Annotated in this window: 17 protein-coding genes; 11 read left to right on the top strand and 6 right to left on the bottom strand. The window is 56.7% G+C overall.

Translation table 11 applies throughout. The features are described from left to right. Positions 1-26 precede the first annotated feature (26 nt). The 6 genes from fhuB to hrpB all read right to left on the bottom strand — a co-directional run bounded on the left by fhuB (position 27) and on the right by hrpB (position 11,290). Entirely contained in the window at positions 27-2,009 is a 1,983-nt protein-coding gene (gene fhuB, locus SK53_RS16705) for a Fe(3+)-hydroxamate ABC transporter permease FhuB (RefSeq protein ID WP_048209806.1), read from the bottom strand. Then, positions 2,006-2,896: a Fe(3+)-hydroxamate ABC transporter substrate-binding protein FhuD gene (fhuD, locus tag SK53_RS16700; protein ID WP_048209805.1), complete on the bottom strand. Its 891-nt coding sequence runs from the start codon at positions 2,894-2,896 to the stop codon at positions 2,006-2,008. The genes fhuB and fhuD overlap by 4 nt, the downstream gene beginning before the upstream one ends. Further along, on the bottom strand, positions 2,896-3,693 hold the full coding sequence (gene fhuC / locus SK53_RS16695) for a Fe3+-hydroxamate ABC transporter ATP-binding protein FhuC (RefSeq protein ID WP_003856242.1): 798 nt from the start codon (positions 3,691-3,693) through the stop codon (positions 2,896-2,898). Before fhuC ends, fhuD begins: the two co-directional genes overlap by 1 nt. 50 nt (positions 3,694-3,743) lie before the next feature. Next, entirely contained in the window at positions 3,744-5,954 is a 2,211-nt protein-coding gene (fhuA, locus tag SK53_RS16690; protein WP_003856244.1) for a ferrichrome porin FhuA, read from the bottom strand. Between the two features lie 236 nt (positions 5,955-6,190). Then, positions 6,191-8,716, bottom strand: coding sequence for a bifunctional glycosyl transferase/transpeptidase (mrcB, locus tag SK53_RS16685; protein ID WP_032608531.1), 2,526 nt, complete (start codon positions 8,714-8,716; stop codon positions 6,191-6,193). 144 nt (positions 8,717-8,860) lie between these two features. Continuing rightward, on the bottom strand, positions 8,861-11,290 hold the full coding sequence (gene hrpB, locus SK53_RS16680) for an ATP-dependent helicase HrpB (protein WP_032608530.1): 2,430 nt from the start codon (positions 11,288-11,290) through the stop codon (positions 8,861-8,863). Positions 11,291-11,363: 73 nt separating this feature from the next. Between hrpB and thpR the strand changes: the two genes are divergently transcribed. The 11 genes from thpR (at position 11,364) to SK53_RS16630 (ending at position 19,237) form a co-directional block, all read left to right on the top strand. Then, the gene (gene thpR / locus SK53_RS16675) at positions 11,364-11,918 is read left to right on the top strand and encodes an RNA 2',3'-cyclic phosphodiesterase (RefSeq protein WP_003856249.1); all 555 of its coding nucleotides are present in this window, start codon (positions 11,364-11,366) and stop codon (positions 11,916-11,918) included. After that, positions 11,908-12,612 (top strand): DNA/RNA nuclease SfsA, encoded by a 705-nt coding sequence (gene sfsA, locus SK53_RS16670; RefSeq protein ID WP_003856251.1) that lies wholly within the window; start codon positions 11,908-11,910, stop codon positions 12,610-12,612. Before thpR ends, sfsA begins: the two co-directional genes overlap by 11 nt. A 176-nt stretch (positions 12,613-12,788) precedes the next feature. Continuing rightward, positions 12,789-13,244 (top strand): RNA polymerase-binding protein DksA, encoded by a 456-nt coding sequence (dksA, locus tag SK53_RS16665; RefSeq protein ID WP_001155232.1) that lies wholly within the window; start codon positions 12,789-12,791, stop codon positions 13,242-13,244. A gap of 59 nt (positions 13,245-13,303) precedes the next feature. Beyond that, entirely contained in the window at positions 13,304-14,194 is an 891-nt protein-coding gene (gene gluQRS, locus SK53_RS16660; protein WP_048209804.1) for a tRNA glutamyl-Q(34) synthetase GluQRS, read from the top strand. 42 nt (positions 14,195-14,236) lie between these two features. Beyond that, positions 14,237-15,634, top strand: coding sequence for a polynucleotide adenylyltransferase PcnB (gene pcnB, locus SK53_RS16655; protein ID WP_071785222.1), 1,398 nt, complete (start codon positions 14,237-14,239; stop codon positions 15,632-15,634). Further along, a complete protein-coding gene (folK, locus tag SK53_RS16650) occupies positions 15,631-16,110 on the top strand; it encodes a 2-amino-4-hydroxy-6-hydroxymethyldihydropteridine diphosphokinase (protein WP_048209803.1) in 480 nt (159 codons plus the stop codon). Before pcnB ends, folK begins: the two co-directional genes overlap by 4 nt. A 123-nt stretch (positions 16,111-16,233) precedes the next feature. Beyond that, complete coding sequence (gene panB, locus SK53_RS16645; RefSeq protein WP_003856280.1) at positions 16,234-17,025, top strand: 3-methyl-2-oxobutanoate hydroxymethyltransferase; 792 nt, start codon at positions 16,234-16,236, stop codon at positions 17,023-17,025. A gap of 11 nt (positions 17,026-17,036) precedes the next feature. Continuing rightward, complete coding sequence (gene panC / locus SK53_RS16640; protein WP_003856282.1) at positions 17,037-17,888, top strand: pantoate--beta-alanine ligase; 852 nt, start codon at positions 17,037-17,039, stop codon at positions 17,886-17,888. A gap of 31 nt (positions 17,889-17,919) precedes the next feature. Next, a complete protein-coding gene (panD, locus tag SK53_RS16635) occupies positions 17,920-18,300 on the top strand; it encodes an aspartate 1-decarboxylase (RefSeq protein WP_003856284.1) in 381 nt (126 codons plus the stop codon). A gap of 325 nt (positions 18,301-18,625) precedes the next feature. Further along, on the top strand, positions 18,626-18,787 hold the full coding sequence (locus SK53_RS23955) for a fimbrial protein (protein ID WP_242637238.1): 162 nt from the start codon (positions 18,626-18,628) through the stop codon (positions 18,785-18,787). Between the two features lie 33 nt (positions 18,788-18,820). Beyond that, a complete protein-coding gene (locus SK53_RS16630; RefSeq protein ID WP_242637237.1) occupies positions 18,821-19,237 on the top strand; it encodes a fimbrial protein in 417 nt (138 codons plus the stop codon). The last annotated feature ends 12 nt before the right edge of the window (positions 19,238-19,249 follow it).

The following is a 19,249-nucleotide window of genomic DNA, read 5'->3' as shown; positions in this document are numbered from 1 at the left end:
AATCTAAGGATTGCCGTTTACTTTTATTACCGACTCTGCTTTCTCAACAGATATATAAAGTACGGCGCGCCGATAAAGGTCGACAGCAGGCCCGCCGGGATCTGATACGGGAACAGCACCATCCTTCCGCACCAGTCAGCAAAGACCAGGATCGCCCCGCCCGTCAGCGCAGAGATCACGATATGTGGCAAAGTCCTGCGGAAGCCCATCATACGGGCGATATGCGGCGCCATTAATCCGACAAAACTGAGCGGGCCGATAGTCATGGTGGCCGTCGCCGTCAGGCACGCGGCCAGCAGCAACAGGGCGATGCGCGTTGGCGTCAGCGCCACCCCGACCGCGCGAGCGGTATCCCCACCCAACGGCAGAATAGTCATCCAGCGACGGCACAGCGGCACAATCGCCAGCAGCACGATCATTACAATCCCGGTATACACCACCTGACTGCCGGTGGCGTTGTATGTTGAACCGGAAATCCAGGTCAGGATCTGCGCCATGCGCGGATCGCCGCTCGCCTGCAACATCATCAGCAGCATAGTAAATGCGGTGCTGAGCGCCATCCCGGCCAGCAGCATGCGGTGAGGCGAGAAACCGCCGCGCCCGGAGGCGATCAGGATAATCATCAGCGTCGCCGCCGCACCGATACTCCCGGCAGGCATCAGCCAGCCGAAGGCATTCCCCGGCACGAGAAACAGCATCAACACCACGCCAAACGCGGCGCCGGAACTGATGCCCAGGACTTCCGGGCTTGCCATCGGGTTACCGGTCAGACGCTGGATAATACAGCCCGCCACCGCCAGCATGACGCCCGCAATCAGCGCGGAGAAGATCCGCGGCCAGCGCCACTGCATGAGTTCATGCAGCAAATCCCCCGTCGCCCAATGCCAGCCCGTGGCGTCGCGTCCCAGCGAGAGTGCGGCAAACGAGGCGATAACCAGCACTGCCAGCCCGGCAAGGCTGAACCACACCACCGACTGACGCTCAGCATGTACTTTATCGCCGGCATCCATTGCCGGGGCGCTAATGCTGCGCAGGCGCGGCAAGAGCCACAGCAGCAGCGGCGCGCCGATCAGGGCCGTCACCGAGCCCGTGGAAACTTCCATCCAGACGCGCGCCAGCCAGAGAATGAGCTGATCGGAAAGCCAGAGGATCAGCGCACCAATCAGCGGCGCCAGCATCAGGCGCGCCAGCAGACGGCGTGCGCCGAGCATTTTTGCCAGCAGCGGCGCAAACAGGCCGATAAAGCCGATGATGCCGACGGCGTTAACCAGTAACGCGCTGAGCACAATCGCCAGGGTCAGGGCCGCCAGACGCGCCAGCGACAGCGCCAGCCCGAGATTGCGCGCCACGCCGTCGTCCAGGCCCATCAGCGTGAGCGGACGCAGCAGCAGCAGTGTCAGCACCACGCCGCCAAACAGCTGCGGCCACAGGCGCTGAACGATACTCCAGTCGGTCTGGGTGAGCGTGCCGGTACTCCACATAAACATGCTTTGCAACTGGTCGTGGTGAAACAGCACCAGCAGCTGGTTGATCGCCCCACAGTAGAGGCTGACGACCAGCCCCGCGAGGATCAGCGTGACCGGCGAGAGACGTTTTCCCCAGGCCACGCCAAAGACCAGCGCACCGACCACGCATGCGCCTGCCAGCGCGGCAAACTGCGAGGTTAACGCTCCCGGCAGGGTCCAGAGAGTGGTGATGGTGATCCCCAACTGAGCCCCCGTCGCCACGCCCAGCGTAGTCGGCTCCGCCAGCGGGTTACGTAGCACCTGCTGAAACAGTACGCCCACCAGTCCCAGTCCCGCCCCGACCAGCAGGGAGATAGCCAGACGCGGCAGCAGGCTGTAGTGGAACAGCATTTGCTGAATATTATCGATATCCGGTGCGGCAAACGCGGCTGCCCACTGATCGCGCGGCAACGCCGTGGTCAGGTTAAAGCCGGTTAACGCCAGGGCAGCCAGAAAAATGAGCGCTAACAGTAACATCGGGAAACGGGCCATACGCGTGCTCATGCCTTGCCTCCCAGTGCATTGTCCAGCACGCGGGCAAAATGCATGGCCGACAGCGTCGCGCCGTAGAACCATACCGCTGGCGCGCGCAGGAAGCGCTGCTCGCGGACGAACGGCATTGCCTGCCAGAGCGGGGTCGCCATCAGGGTTTGCATCTCGCGCTCATTGCCGTGGTCAAAGCACAGCACGTCCACATCACGAAACGCCGCCAGACGGTCAATCCCCACGGCGGTACTGCCCCAGAACGTCATCTCGCCTTCCCAGGCATTGCGAATGCCAAAGCTGTCGAGCACTTCCTGGAACAGACAGTTATTTCCAAAGACCAGCATATGGCGGGCATCCAGCAGGGTCACCATCAGCAAAGGCCGATCGCCACGGTGGGCAAAGCGCGGCTTAAGGGAATCAATCAGCGCATCAAATTCATCGAGATGTTTTTTCGCCTGAGCCTCACGGTTGAGGAACTGCGCCATCTCGTGGATGGAATTTTTTGCCATGGTCAGCGGCTTTTTACCGTCGCTAAAGGAAAAGCCCCGTCCGGGCGCAATCTTCGCCATGGTCTCTTCCGACGGACCATACCCCGCAGACCAGAATAAATAAGACGGTTTCATCTGGGTGAGAAGCTCAAGGTTCGGCTCCGTACGCAGACCGATGTCGATGACGGAGTCCGGCAGTTTTGGCTCATTCACCCACAGGGTGTAGTTGGGAATATCGGCCACACCGTAAGGCGTCACGCCCAGCGCCATCATCAGTTCAACGGGCAACCACTCCAGCGCCACGATGCGGTGCGGATCGATAGCGGCAGCGCGGGCCGAGCCCATCTTTAACAGCAGCGGTGAGAGCGCCATGGCCGTCAGCAGGCGACGGCGGCTAATGAATGTTGAATCCAGCATCAGTAGACAAAGCTCACGGGTGCAGCCCCGGCCGGGTGAGGCAGGATGCCCATAGGAATACCGTAGATATGTTCCAGCGTTTCGCTACGCATCAGTTCGGCAGGCGTACCCTGAGCGATCATTTCACCGCCGCGCAGCGCTACCAGATAGTCGCAATAGCGTGCCGCCATGTTGATATCATGCAGAACGGCAATCACCGTCAGGCCGCGCTGCTGACTTAAGCGATGCACCAGCGCCAGGACGTCAACCTGATGAGCAATATCCAGCGCCGACGTGGGTTCGTCGAGCAGCAGGCAGCGGCTGTCCTGCGCCACCAGCATTGCGATCCATGCGCGCTGACGCTCGCCACCGGACAGGCTATCCACCAGACGGTGCGCCAGCGGTTTTAATCCCACCAGCGCGATCGCCTCTTCCACTTTCTCTCTGTCAGCAACGCCAAAACGCCCGAGCGCACCGTGCCACGGATAACGTCCAATCGCCACCAGTTCGCGCACCGTCATCCCCTCCGCCTGCGGCAACTGCTGCGGCAGATAGGCCACCTTGCGGGCAAAGGCCTTACTGCTCCAGCTCGCCAGCGGCTGGTCATCCAGCAAAATGTCGCCCTCGGACGGTGGCTGATGACGGCCCAGCATCTTCAGCAGCGTCGATTTACCGGAACCATTGTGCCCGATTAAACCGGTCACTTTACCTGCGGGAAACGTCAAAGAGAGCGGATGCAGCAAGGTGCGCCCGGGTACGCGAAAGGAGAGATTGTTGAGCGTGAAGGTGGAGTCGGATTGCGTTTTGTTATCCTGCATATCAGCCAACTTAAATAAAAAGGGCACGGCGAACCGTGCCCATAAAGAGGTTAGAAGCGGAAGGTCGCCGTGGCAACAACCTGGCGTCCTGCTCCCCAGTAGCATGCATACTCGCTGTAGCAGCTGGAGACGTATTCACGGTCAAAGATGTTGTTCACGTTGACGCCGACGGAAGAGCCCGGCAGACCGAAGCGCGCCAGATCGTATTTCACGGTCGCATCCGCCAGGGCATAACCCGCGACGTTAAAGGACTCATAGGCTTTAGGCGACGCTGAGGAGTAGTACGTCACCGTGTTACCGATGTAACGCGCGCCTGCACCGACGGTCAGGCCACTCAGCGCCGTCTCGTGGAAGGTGTAATCCGCCCAGAGGGATGCCATGTTGCGCGGTACTTCTGCCGGACGACGACCTTCATACCAGGTATCGTGGGTGTATTCCGCATCGGTGTAGCTGTAGGCCGCCGTCACGTTCACGTTAGCCGACACCGCCGCTTTCGCTTCCAGCTCAAAGCCACGGGAGCGAATTTCACCGCCCTGCACGCTAAAGCCGCTGGTCGGGTTCGCCGGATCGGCGGTCAGGTTATTGTTCTTGGTCAGCTGGTATACCGCTGCCGTCACCACAACAGGCAGATCTTTTGGAACATACTTCACGCCCGCTTCATACTGCTTGCCGCGTGCCGGATCGAACGGTTTACCACCCTGAGTAGTGCCAGAGAGCGGTTCGAAAGATTCACTGTAGCTGAAGTATGGTGTAATCCCGTTGTCGAACAGGTAGTTAATCCCCCCGCGCCAGGTAAATGCCTGATCGTTAATTTCCGCGGTGGTTCCGTTATTACGGTTAAAGGCAGACGTTTTCGCAAAGTCATAGCGGCCACCCAGGGTGAGTACCCACTTATCCCATTCCGCCTGATCCTGCGCATAGAGCCCGGTCTGCTCCTGGCGATTGAGCATGGCATACGGGAAGTTCACATTAACGTTCGCATTGCCGTGCTGCGGATTGTTCATGCTGATCGGATCGGCGGTACCGTAGTCAGCATCAATGTCATTGCGCATACGAAGGTAATCCACACCCGTCAGCAGGGTATGGTCAACGGCGCCGGTCGCGAATTTCGACTGGAGCTGTGTATCAACCGTGAACGAGTTGAGGTCTTCATCTGAGCGCACGTACGCGCGGCTGATCTGGGCCGGGGCGATATAGCCGTTACCGTAAACTGAACGGTAAAGCGTGTTGATTTTGGTATAACGCAGGTTCTGACGCACGGTGAAGGTGTCGTTGAATTCATGCGCGAAGCTGTAACCCACCATTTTCTGACGACGGGAGATTTTATTGTCTTCATCGCCTTCGTTGAAGTCGGTCGGCAGTTTGTGCGCTTTTCCGTTAGCATCATAGTAAGGCACAACGGTACCTTCACGCGGCAGCCAGCCGTAGTAACCCGCATCCGGATCGCTCTGGAAGTTGCTCAGGAAAGTGAAATCGGTTTTATCATCAGGGCGCCAGCTGAAAGACGGCGCAATCGCGTAACGAGTAGACTTCACCATTTCCTGCTGCGCATTTTCACTGCGCCCCAGACCGGTCAGACGGTAGGACCACACGCCGTCATCGTCAATCGCGTCGCTGAAATCAAAACCGGTCTGCCAGAGGTTATCCGTCCCCATTTTGAACTGAATTTCTTTCAACGGTTCCGTGGTTGGACGCTTGCTGACCATACTCACTACGCCGCCCGGATGGCTTTTGCCATACAGTACAGACGTCGGGCCACGCAGCAGCTCTACGCGCTCAAGGAAGTACGGATCCATGGACGCTTCAGAGTAGTTGTCTCCCTGCAACTTCATACCATCCAGATACTGGTTGGTATTCACGGTGCTGGAGGTCGTGAAACCACGAATCGAAACCACATCGTAAGTTGTTGATGCGCCGCGCGTTGCGAAAACGCTTGGGGTATAGGCCAGCGCCTGTTTAACCGTTCCCGGCTGTTTCATGTCCATCTCTTCACGTGTAACCACGGAAATAGACTGCGGGGTTTTCTCGATCGGTGTATCGGTTTTCGTCGCCGTTGCAGTGCGCTTTGCTGCAATCGTCGGTGCAGGACCCCAGGCACTTTCCTGTGCAGCCGGTGCGGCAGTCACGGTGATGGTTTCTTCTTTCTTGGGGGTTTCAGCGGCCTGTGCGTAAGCAGACATGCCGGCAACCGCTGTGGCTACGACGACTGCGAGTTTACGCAGCGACGTGTTAATTGGCTGAGCAGTATTGGAAAGCGCCATGATGGATCTCTGATGGAAAAGGTGAATGATAACGTAAACGAGAATTATTATTATGACCGCAGAATAATATGCGAAACGCTGACGGCATAGCAAGCGATATGCGGCCCTACAAGAATTGAGGGTTTAAGAAATAATCAACGGAAAATGGGTCGTTAATAAGGATTGTAAACAGGGTTAAGGAAATGAGTTACTGAGGTGAAAAAATACCCCCTTCCTGAGAAGGGGGTATCAGTAGGTTAGTTCCCGCCGAACATATCCTTGATCCAGCCGGCGACGCCGTCGCTGTCTTTCTTCTCTTCCTGCTGCTGCGGCTGTTGCTGCTGCGGCTGCTGAGGTTGAGAAGACTGATCGAACGGGTTACCTGTCGGTTCTTCTGGCTGGCTTTGCTGGCACAGCGCATCCGGGTTGGTCGTCCAGACCGGCAGCGTACGCACGCCACCGCCGCAAATGAAGTTACCCGAGCTGTCCACGCCCATATCGACGATATCTTCCGGAGCAACGAGGTTCAGCGGCACCGGAGACTGATTCGCGAGGTAGCGCTGGTAAATCGACATAGCACCGCTCGCGCCATACAGTTTGGTCGGCTGGTTGTTATCTCGCCCCACCCAGGTGATGACCACTTCACGACCATCAATACCGGCGAACCAGGTATCGACATTGTTGTTGGTGGTCCCGGTTTTACCCGCCAGATGCAGACCAGGATACTTCGCCCCCAGCTGACGACCGGTACCGCGCTGAACCACCTGCTGCATGGTCCACAGCGTCATATAGGCCGCCTGTGCCGGAACAGCGCGCTCCGCCTGCGGGAAGCTCTGATACAGCACGGAGCCATCTTCGGCAATCACCGAACGCAGAGCGGAGAGCGGCGCTCGGTTACCGCCGCTGGCGATGGTCTGGAACGCCTGCGCCACTTCGATTGGCGTCAGGTTAAGCGCCCCCAGGATCATCGCTGGCACAGGGTGCAGCTGATCTTTCGGTACGCCCAGCTTCTGCCAGGTGTCGGTGATGGCTGGCAGGCCCAGCGCCATCCCGAGGTTAACCGTTGGCACGTTCATCGAGCGGGTTAACGCATCCACCAGCATCACCTGACCGCTGAACTGTCTGTCATCGTTCTGCGGTGACCATACCTGGCCGTTAGGCTGGCGCAGGGAGATTGGCGCATCGGCAATCCAGGTGTTCAGTCGATAGAGGTTCGGCTGGCTCAGCGCGGTCAGATAAGTCGCCGGTTTTGCCAGTGAACCAATCGAACGACGCGCCTGCATTGCGCGGTTATAGCCCGCATACTGTGGCTCAGCACCGCCCACCATGGCACGAACTTCGCCGGTGTTACGGTCAACCACTACCATCGCGGTTTCCAGATCGCTCAGCTTACGCTGCTTTTTCAGCACCGGAATACCTTCTACCGCCGCTTTTTCTGCCGCATCCTGCGCCACGGAATCAAAGGTGGTAAAGATCTTCACGCCTGAGAGATCTTTCACTTTATCTCCGAGCTTCGACTGCAACTCCTGACGCACCATCTGCATAAAGGCAGGCTGCGGAGAGATCACCCCACCGCGCGGCTGAACGCCCAGCGGACGTGCGCTCAGCATGTCGTACAGCTCCTGGTCAATCACCTGCTGTTGTTGCAGCAGACGCAGCACCAGGTTACGACGCTCCAGCGCCAGTTTCGGGTTACGCCACGGGTTGTAGATCGACGCGCCTTTCACCATGCCCACCAGCAGCGCCTGCTGGTCAAGGCTCAGCTCTTCTACCGGACGGCCAAAGTAGTACAGGCTCGCCAGCGGGAAGCCGCGGATCTCGTTATCGCCGCTCTGACCGAGGTACACCTCGTTCATGTACAGCTCAAGAATACGATCCTTGCTGTAGCGCGCATCCATCAGCACGGCCATGTACGCTTCGTTGGCTTTACGCCAGTAAGAGCGCTCGCTGGAGAGGAACAGGTTTTTCACCAGCTGCTGGGTCAGGGTACTCGCCCCCTGCACCGTACGCCCGGCGGTCAGGTTCGCCAGTACCGCACGACCAATGGAGTAAAGGCTAATACCGTCGTGCTCATAGAAGTGGCGATCTTCGGTTGCCAGCAGGGTATCCACCAGCAAATCCGGGAAGCCGTTACGCGCCACGAACAGCCGCTGTTCGCCGTTTGCGGACGACAGCATGGTGATGAGACGCGGATCGAGACGGAAGAAACCGAACTGGCGATCGTTATCCATGTTCTCAATGGTTTCCAGACGATCGCCGTCAAAGGTCAGACGCGCGCGCACCTGCCCTTCTTTACTGTCCGGGAAGTCGAACGGACGGCGGATCATCTCAATACTTTTCGCCTGGACGGTAAATTCGCCTGGACGGGTCATTTTCGTGACCTGACGATACTGCGTGGCTTGCAGCAGCTTCACCATCTCGTTCTTGCTGATGGACATGTCCGGCTCAAGGTTCACCATGCGGCCGTACACTGCCGCAGGCAATTGCCAGACTTTCCCGTCAATACGGCTGCGGATCTTCTGATCCAGATAAACGCCGTAAATCGCGATCAGGACAACAAAAACAATGAACAGCTTCAGCAGCAGCCAGAACCAGCCGCGCTTACCACGAGGCTTACGCCCTTTGCCTTTCCCTTTACGCGGCATCGGTTCTTCATCCTCATAATCGTCTTCATAGTCATCGTCATACTCCTCATCTCTGAGGCGACGACGGCTTACCTTTTCTTTCGCCGGACGCGTCGGCTTTCCCTTACGTCCTATTGGCTCGCGGTCATTCCCCGCCATGCTTTTTCTCCGCAACATTCAGGCGCAAAGGCCAGATTTTCTTATCTTGCACAGGTCAGTGAAAGAAGAAATCTCTCAAAGTTTATTTCTCCCTCTCCCTGTGGGAGAGGGCCGGGGTGAGGGCATCAGCCCGCACTTTCCCCATTACGAATATTTTTTCGTGCGCCGTGTCGGCGCGGTATTCGCCGGATCGTCCGGCCAGACGTGTTTGGGATATCGCCCTTTCATCTCTTTCTGCACTTCACGATAGCTCCCCGCCCAAAACGCCCCCAAGTCGCGGGTGATCTGCAAGGGACGATGCGCAGGCGAAAGCAGCTCAAGCACTAACGGCACACGGCCTTCAGCAATGGACGGCGTGGTGGCCTCACCAAACATCTCCTGCATCCGAACCGCCAGCGCCGGCGGATTATCCTCATGATAACGAATGGCAATCCGGCTCCCGGTTGGCACAGTGTAATGCCCAGGCAGTTCACTATCCAGACGTTGACGTAACGACCAGTCCAGTAAATTCTGTAACGCTGCCTTAACATCAAGCGCCTTCAGGGCGCGCAGGGAGTGTACGCCGCTCATCTGCGGCAACAGCCACTGTTCAAGCGTCGCGAGCAGCGTCTCATCATCCACCGCTGGCCACCCCTGTTCCGGCAGCCACTTCGCGGCGCAGTGCAGACGTATACGATATTGTTCAGCCTCCGGCGTCCAGTTCAGTACGCTCAGCCCTTTTTCCCGAATGCCATTCAGCATCGCCTGGTGTAACTCTTCCTCCGACGGCTTCGCCAGCGGTTTCGTCCCGAGCGTCAGTTTGCCAATCTGGCTACGACGGAACGCCTTCAGCGTGCCCTGGGTATCATCCCATTCCACGATGTCAGATTGCTGAAGCAGCTGCGGGCAGGCACGCGTCAGGACGTCAATATCCACGGCAACCGCCTGTAAAATACGCGCGTCCGGGGAGTGGCTGCCCTGGAGTAAGAGCGGCGCGATCAGCCATTCATGACGCGTCTGGGCGTCATCGCTGTCCAGCATCGCGCCCATCCCATTTGCCAGCTGATAGCGACCATCCAGCCCGCGACGGCGCGCGATTCTGTCCGGGAAGGCCTGGGCCAGCAGAGGGATAACTTTATCGCTGTCAGGCGAACCGCCCCGGCAATTCAGGCGTTTACACAGCTGCTGCGCCCGCTGTTGCCAGTTTCCCTGATGGCGTGAAAAGGCCTGTCCCAGATCGCTGCCGCCACCGCGCGGCGGCTCCTCAAGAATAGCCGCCAGTTTTGCCGCCGTGGCAATTTCATCGTCGCCCTGTGCTGCTACCAGCATTGCCGCCAGACGTGGATCGTTGCCCAGCGCCGCCATTTTCTGGCCGCGCGCCGTCAGTCGCTCGCCTTCCAGCGCGCCAAGCTGGGTCAGCAGACTGCACGCGGCGGAAAGGTTGACGACAGGCGGAGGATTAAGCCAGGTGAGCTGGTCAGGGTCCGGACAGCCCCACTGCATCAGATCCATCACCAGTCCGGAGAGATCGCTTTGTAAAATCTCAGGCGTGCTCTGGAATGCCGCACGCTCCGCCTGCTCGGCGCTGGTTAAATGCAGGCAAATACCCGGCTCAAGACGCCCTGCTCGCCCTGCGCGCTGCACCATTGAGGCCTGGCTGATGCGCTGCGTCAGCAGCCTGGTCAGCCCGGAACGCGGATCAAAACTGGCCACCCTCTCCAGCGTACTGTCCACCACCAGGCGAATGCCTTCGATGGTCAAACTGGTTTCCGCGATATTGGTTGCCAGCACCACTTTGCGCTGCCCCGCCGGTGCGGGAAGGATCGCCTTGCGCTGGTCAGCCAACGGCAGCGCGCCGTAGAGCGGGCACAGCATAACGTCACTGTTCACCCGGGATGCCAGCTGCTCCTGTACGCGCTGGATTTCGCCTACGCCGGGTAAAAACAGCAGCAGCGAGCCGGGCTCCTGGCGGAGCAATTCGGCGGTGGCGATGGCAACCGCTTCGTCAAAACGCTGATGGGCAGGCAGCGGCTGATAGCGGCGCTCGACCGGGAACGCACGCCCTTCAGAGGAGATCATCGGCGCGTCAGGGAGCGTCTGCCGGAGCCGCTCGTTATCCAGCGTCGCCGACATAATCAGCAGCCGAAGGTCGTCGCGCAGCCCCTGCTGAACGTCGAGCAGCAGCGCAAGGGCCAGATCGGCCTGGAGGCTGCGCTCGTGAAATTCATCAAGGATCACCAGCCCGACGCCGGTCAGCTCCGGATCGTTTTGCAACATACGGGTAAGAATACCTTCGGTGAACACTTCCAGCCGCGTGGATGGTCCAACGCAGGTTTCGGCGCGCATCCGGTACCCTACCGTCTCACCCGGTTTTTCATTCAGCAGTTCCGCCAGGCGCTGCGCCACATTGCGCGCCGCCAGCCTGCGCGGCTCCAGCAGGATAATTTTCCCGCTGATGTTCCCATCGCGCAGAATTTGCAGGGGCAGCCAGGTGGATTTACCCGCTCCGGTGGGCGCGCTGAGCAAAACCTGTGGCGCATGTTCTAAGGCTGCGAGAAGCTCAGGAAGGACGACGGCGACGGGCAAAGAGGACACTTACGGCTCCAGAGGGTTAACATTAATCGGCGTACATTGTAGCATCGGCGCATATCATTACCGAGTCTTGCGCATGTCTGAGTCTAAACGGCTATTCTTCGCCATTGAATTACCCACCACGCTTCAACGGCAGATTGTTCGCTGGCGCGCCAGCCACTTCCCCGCGGAAGCGGGCCGCCCCGTCGTCGCCGCCAATATGCACCTGACGTTAGCCTTTCTTGGTGAAGTAAGCGCTGAAAAGCAGCGCGCGTTAAGCGCAATGGCCGGACGCATTTCGCAGCCGGGGTTTACGCTGCATCTTGACGATGCCGGGCAATGGCTGCGCTCTCGGGTGGTCTGGCTGGGGACGCGGCAGCCCCCTCGCGGACTGCTACAGCTCGCCAACATGCTGCGGGCGCAGGCCGCGCGCAGCGGCTGTTATCAGAGCCCGCAGCCGTTTCATCCCCACATTACCCTGCTGCGCGATGCGGGTCAGGCCGTTGCCATCCCGCCACCGGGCTTTCACTGGTCCTTTCAGGTGAATGAATTTGCGCTGTACGAATCTGCCTTTGTACAAGGACGCACCCGCTATACTCCGCTCCAGCGCTGGACGCTGGGCGACACGTTAAGGAATCCTGATGAAGTTTAGTCCTGCACTCCAGCCCGCCACGCTGATCCAGCGTTACAAACGCTTTCTCGCTGATGTGATCACCCCTGCGGGCGAAACGCTCACGCTGCACTGCCCTAACACCGGCGCCATGACCGGTTGCGCCACGCCGGGTGACACGGTCTGGTATTCCACATCAGAAAATACTAAACGCAAATATCCCCATACCTGGGAAATGACCGAGACGCAAAGCGGGGCATTTATTTGCGTTAATACCCTGCGCGCAAATCAGCTGGTTAAGGAAGCTCTGACAAATGGAATGCTTCCTGAACTGGTGGGTTACGGCACGCAAAAAAGCGAAGTGAAATATGGCGATGAAGGCAGCAGAATTGATTTTATGTTACAGGCGGAAGACCGCCCTGAGTGCTATATTGAAGTGAAATCAGTGACGTTAGCGGAACAGGAAAACGGCTTCTTTCCGGATGCGGTAACGCTACGTGGCCAGAAGCATCTGCGAGAGCTAATGAGTGTAGCGGCGGCGGGCAAGCGCGCCGTGTTGCTGTTTGCGGTTCTGCATTCAGCCATTGAACGGTTTTCCCCGGCCCGTCATATTGATCCTAAATACGCGCAATTGTTGAATGAGGCACAAAAGCAGGGGGTAGAGATTTTCGCTTATAAAGCGGAACTTTCTGCCGATAATATGACTCTGAGATCCTCTCTTCCCATTGTCTTATAAGGGATTAGACGATTGACTAATAAGTGTTCTGGCCGCGTGCGCAAATACGCTTTTCCTCACAGGGTTGTCAAGTGTTACGTTTAGATAATTGCCATACGGAAAAGCATCTGCTATTTATAGCGACCTGATTTTTCCCCCAACACGGGGATCGATAGTGCGTGTTAAGGAGAAGCAACATGCAAGAAGGGCAAAACCGTAAAACATCGTCCCTGAGTATTCTCGCCATCGCTGGGGTGGAGCCGTATCAAGAGAAGCCGGGCGAAGAGTATATGAACGAAGCCCAGCTGTCGCACTTCAAGCGTATTCTTGAAGCATGGCGTAATCAACTCAGGGATGAAGTCGATCGCACCGTTACACATATGCAGGACGAAGCTGCTAACTTCCCGGACCCGGTCGACCGTGCCGCTCAGGAAGAAGAGTTCAGCCTCGAACTGCGTAACCGTGACCGCGAGCGCAAACTGATCAAAAAGATCGAAAAAACGCTGAAGAAGGTCGAGGACGAAGATTTTGGCTACTGCGAATCCTGCGGTGTTGAAATCGGTATTCGTCGCCTGGAAGCGCGTCCAACAGCCGATCTGTGCATCGACTGTAAAACGCTGGCAGAAATCCGCGAAAAACAGATGGCTGGCTAACGCCTGCCCTCTCACTACTCTGCTAAGGCGGGAGTCTCTCCCGCCTTGTTACCGTTGATATGTCTGAATCTCACTATATCGGGCGCTTTGCGCCATCTCCCTCCGGTGAATTACACTTCGGCTCATTAATTGCCGCGCTTGGCAGCTACCTACAGGCTCGCGCCCGTCAGGGTCAATGGCTGGTCCGCATTGAAGATATCGATCCTCCGCGTGAAGTTCCCGGTGCAGCAGAAACTATTCTGCGTCAGCTGGAACATTACGGTCTTCACTGGGACGGCGACGTACTCTGGCAGTCTCAACGCCATGATGCCTACCGTGAACGTCTGGCGTGGCTTGCTGAACAGGGCCTTTCCTATAACTGCACCTGCACGCGGGCGCGAATTCAAAGCGTGGGTGGCGTTTACGACGGCCACTGTCGTACGCGGCACAACGGTCCTGAGAATGCTGCCGTACGGCTGATACAGCGTTCTCCGGTGACGCAGTTTACCGACGTTCTCTCAGGAACCATTCAGGCGGATGAACGCCTGGCGCGTGAAGATTTTATTATTCACCGTCGTGATGGTTTGTTTGCCTATAACCTGGCGGTGGTTGTCGATGACCATTTCCAGGGCGTCACGGAAATCGTGCGCGGGGCGGATCTGGTTGAGCCTACCGTGCGGCAAATATCGCTTTACCAGCAGTTTGGCTGGACGGTGCCGGATTACATCCATCTGCCGCTGGCGGTCAATGAACAGGGAAATAAGCTGTCGAAACAGAATCATGCCCCGGCGCTGCCTGACGGCGATCCGTGCCCGGTTTTGATCGACGCGCTGCGATTTCTCAACCAGAATGTAACGCAGGAATGGCAGGATCTGAGTCTGGATGAATTGCTGAAAACGGCCATTGCTGACTGGGCGCTTATGGCCGTGCCAAAAATCCAGCATTCTCAAATGCGTTGCGCTGAGCTATGATTAGCCGCTTTTTTGATAACAAAACACACTACGAGGTGTACTATTTTTACCCGAGTCGCTAATTTTTGCCGTAAAGTGCTGAGCCGCGAAGAGAGCATGGCGAACGACGCTATTGCACAGCCACACATGTCGGTCATTCCGCGTGAGCAGCACAATATTTCCCGCAAAGATATCAGTGAAAATGCCCTCAAGGTGCTCTATCGTCTGAATAAAGCAGGCTACGAGGCCTATCTCGTCGGCGGCGGGGTGCGCGATTTACTGCTGGGCAAAAAACCAAAAGATTTCGACGTGACGACCAGCGCCACACCTGAGCAGGTGCGTAAATTATTCCGCAACTGCCGTCTGGTTGGCCGCCGTTTCCGTCTGGCGCACGTGATGTTTGGACCAGAAATCATTGAAGTGGCGACCTTCCGCGGTCACCACGAAGCGGGCGTCAACGATCGCACGACTTCCCAGCGCGGCCAAAATGGCATGCTGCTGCGCGACAACATCTTCGGCTCTATTGAAGAAGATGCTCAGCGTCGCGATTTCACCATCAACAGCCTTTACTACAGCGTGGCGGATTTTACCGTGCGCGATTACGTCGGCGGTATGCAGGATCTGAAAGACGGCCTGATTCGCCTGATCGGCACGCCGGAAACGCGCTATCGCGAAGATCCGGTCCGAATGCTGCGCGCCGTGCGTTTCGCCGCCAAGCTGAACATGCGTATCAGTCCGGAAACCGCAGAGCCGATCCCGCGCCTGGCGACGCTGATTAACGACGTCCCCCCTGCCCGTCTGTTTGAGGAGTCGTTAAAGCTGCTCCAGGCAGGCTACGGGTTTGAAACCTACAATTTGCTGCGTGAATACAACCTGTTCCAGCCGCTGTTCCCGACCATTACCCGCTACTTCACCGAAAACGGTGACAGCGCAATGGAGCGGATGATTGCACAGGTGCTGAAGAACACAGATACCCGTATTCATAACGATATGCGCGTGAATCCGGCGTTCCTGTTCGCGGCCATGTTCTGGTATCCGCTGCTGGAAACGGCGCAGCGCATCACTCAGGAGAGTGGTCTCGCCTATTATGATGCGTTCGCGCTGGCGGCAAACGACGTGCTGGACGAAGGCTGTCGCACGCTGGCGATCCCGAAACGTATTACCACGCTGGTGCGTGATATCTGGCAGCTTCAGCTGCGTATGTCCCGCCGTCAGGGTAAACGCGCCTGGAAGCTGATGGAGCATCCTAAGTTCCGCGCCGCGTTCGATTTGCTCTCTCTGCGTGCTGAAGTCGAAAGAAACCAGGAGCTACAGCGTCTGGCGCAGTGGTGGGGAGAATTTCAGGTCTCTGCACCACCAGAGCAGAAAGATATGCTTACGGATCTGGATGACGAGCCGGCACCGCGCCGTCGTCACCGTCGCCCGCGCAAACGCGCACCGCGTCGTGAAGGCACGGCATGACCCTTGCGTATATCGCCATCGGCAGCAATCTGGCCTCTCCGCTGGAGCAGGTTAACGCTGCCGTGCACGCGCTGGGGAAGATCCCGCAAAGCCGCATCGTCGCGCTGTCCTCATTTTACCGTACGCCGCCGCTCGGCCCGCAGGATCAGCCTGATTATCTGAACGCCGCCGTGGTGCTGGAAACGACCCTTGACGCAGAAACGCTGCTGGATAATACCCAGCGTATTGAGCTACAGCAGGGTCGCGTCCGCAAAGCCGAACGCTGGGGACCGCGCACCCTCGATCTCGATATTATGCTTTTCGGCCACGAGGTGATTAACACCGAACGCCTCACCGTTCCGCATTACGACATGAAAAACCGCGGGTTTATGCTCTGGCCGCTGTTTGAAGTCGCGCCCGATCTCACCTTCCCTGACGGCGCCTCGCTGCAAGCCGTTCTGCAAAATCTCAACGCGGATAAACCGACCCGCTGGTAATCCCGCCTCTGCATCGATTAACCATTCCTTATTTGCGGTTAATCGATTGCCTAAAATCATTGTTCCCTCGAATGTTACTGTTAGAATGCGCAAAGATTCGCTATTGGGCCATCAGGAAACAGTATGAAACCAACCACCATCTCCTTATTGCAGAAATGCAAACAGGAAAAAAAACGCTTCGCCACTATCACCGCGTATGACTACAGCTTCGCAAAACTGTTTGCCGAAGAAGGGATCAACGTCATGCTGGTCGGGGACTCGTTAGGGATGACGGTACAAGGACATGATTCCACTCTGCCGGTCACGGTCGAGGATATTGCTTACCATACCCGCGCCGTGCGCCGGGGTGCGCCCGCCTGCCTGCTGCTTTCCGATCTGCCGTTTATGGCGTATGCCACCCCGGAACAGGCCTTTGAAAATGCGGCGACAGTGATGCGTGCTGGCGCCAATATGGTCAAAATCGAAGGCGGCGCCTGGCTGGTCGATACGGTAAAAATGCTTACCGAACGCGCCGTGCCGGTTTGTGGTCATTTGGGGCTGACGCCGCAGTCTGTAAACATCTTTGGCGGATATAAGGTGCAGGGCCGAGGCGATGCGGCGCAGACGCTGTTTGATGATGCCGTGGCGCTGGAAGCCGCGGGCGCACAGCTGCTGGTGCTGGAGTGTGTACCGGTTGAGCTGGCTAAGCGTATCACTGAGGCGCTGTCGATTCCGGTGATCGGCATCGGCGCGGGCAACGTCACCGATGGCCAGATTCTGGTCATGCACGACGCCTTCGGGATCACCGGCGGCCACATTCCAAAATTTGCTAAAAATTTCCTGACAGAAGCAGGCGACATGCGTGCTGCTGTGCGGCAGTATATTGCCGAGGTTGAGTCCGGCGTTTATCCGGGCGAAGAACACAGTTTCCATTAAGGAGTCCAGGTGTGCTAATCATAGAAACTCTGCCGCTGCTGCGCCAGCATATCCGCCGTGCACGTCAGGAAGGTAAACGTATCGCCCTTGTTCCAACCATGGGCAACCTGCACGACGGCCATATGAAGCTGGTCGATGAAGCGAGAGCCCGTGCAGATATTGTGGTAGTCAGTATCTTCGTTAACCCGATGCAGTTCGATCGCGAAGACGATCTGGCGCGCTACCCACGTACCTTGCAGGAAGATTGCGAGAAGCTCAAAAAACGTCATGCGGATATCGTCTTCGCTCCGGCCCCCGCAGATGTATATCCCCAGGGCACCACTGAATCGACCTACGTCGATGTGCCGGGTATTTCGACCATGCTGGAGGGCGCCAGCCGCCCGGGCCATTTCCGTGGCGTTTCTACCATCGTCAGCAAGCTGTTTAACCTGGTGCAGCCGGACATCGCCTGTTTTGGCGAGAAAGATTTCCAGCAGCTGGCGCTGATCCGCAAAATGGTTGCCGATATGGGCTACGACATTGAGATAGTCGGCGTACCGATTGTGCGTGCGAAAGATGGCCTGGCGCTCAGCTCCCGTAACGGCTATCTGACCGCCGAACAGCGTAAAATTGCGCCGGGTTTAAGCAAAGTCATGAATACCATGGCAGAGCAACTGCTGGCAAAAGAGTTAACCGCAGAAGAAATTATCGCTCTGGCTGAACAGGCGCTGAACGAGAAAGGTCTTCGTGCTGACGACGTTCAAATTCGGGATGCCGATACGCTTCTGGCGCTTACAGAGACCAGCAAACGTGCGGTAATTCTGGTGGCGGCATGGCTCGGCCAGGCCCGCCTTATCGATAACAAAGTGGTTGAACTGGCGTAGTTTTACTACCCGGAAGTGAAAGGTAAACGTAATGATTCGCAAAATGCTACAAGGTAAGCTTCACCGTGTGAAAGTCACCCAGGCCGACCTGCACTATGAAGGCTCCTGCGCGATCGACCAGGATTTTCTCGACGCGGCGGGTATTCTCGAAAACGAAGCTATTGATATCTGGAACGTTAATAACGGCAAACGCTTTTCAACGTACGCGATTGCCGCTGAACGCGGATCTAAAATCATCTCCGTTAATGGGGCAGCAGCGCACTGCGCGGACGTAGGCGATATCGTCATTATTGCCAGCTTTGTGATGATGTCTGACGAAGAAGCACGTCGCTGGCAGCCTAAAGTGGCCTACTTTGAAGGCGATAATGAGATGAAACGTACCGCGAAGGCGATTCCGGTGCAGGTTGCCTAAGTCAATAGTACTGTTATAAATTACCCGGCAAAATAGGTTGGGTAATTTATACATAATTAAAATGAATAGCGTTCTTTTTATATTTTTTTATTAATATATTAAAGTCACCCTGCCGAGCACCCGATCATCAAAATGATGAACAATTATTATCACTTACTATTAAATAATCACATTGGCTTAAAGATCGTTTAAGTATTTCTAACATCTTACGGCTTCTCACAACCATTACTCATCACTTAGAATCCTTTTCCCGAAGCATCTGTTCGGAACGAACATAAGCCTTGCTTATGTGCACTTTTCTAGCATTTAAATATGGATATAAAAAATGTCTTTTAATAAATTAGGTCTGGCAACTGTAGTAGCAATGGTTCTGAGTGCGGGTTCTGCAATGGCAGCTGATATTCCTTCAGATACAGGCACTATTACTTTCCACGGTATGGTTTCTAATAACACCTGTAAAGTATCCCTGGATCAGAAGATTGACTAGGATGGTAATGATTTTGACGTTAACCTGGATACCGTGTTTGTAAAAGACTTCGCTAATGCGCTGGGTACCACCAGCACCCTGGGAGAAAAGAAATTCTCCCTCACCCTGACAGGTTGTGATTCTGCTACCGTCAAACAGGCATCCGCTCAGTTTGATTCCTGGGCGGGTTCTTCTTCAACTTCCGGCGGTCTGCTGGTTCCACCATCAAACACTCAAGGCGCCGCTAAAAACGTCAATCTGGTACTGTCAAACGATGGCAACTCCGCTACCGATCAGATCAAACTGGATCAGACCAACAATACCCAGAAAGCAACGATTGATACCACAGGCGCAGGCGCACTTTACTACCGTGTAGCGTATACCCAAGGTCAGAACTGGGATGCGGCCAACAACCCAGTGTCAGCTGGTGTGGTTCAGGCACAAGCTGCATTCACCATGATCTACGAGTAATTTTAAAAGCAT

Source organism: Enterobacter sp. MGH119 (genome assembly GCF_001037675.1).
Lineage (GTDB): Bacteria > Pseudomonadota > Gammaproteobacteria > Enterobacterales > Enterobacteriaceae > Enterobacter > Enterobacter hormaechei_C.
This window is presented reverse-complemented; position numbering and strand designations above follow the sequence as displayed.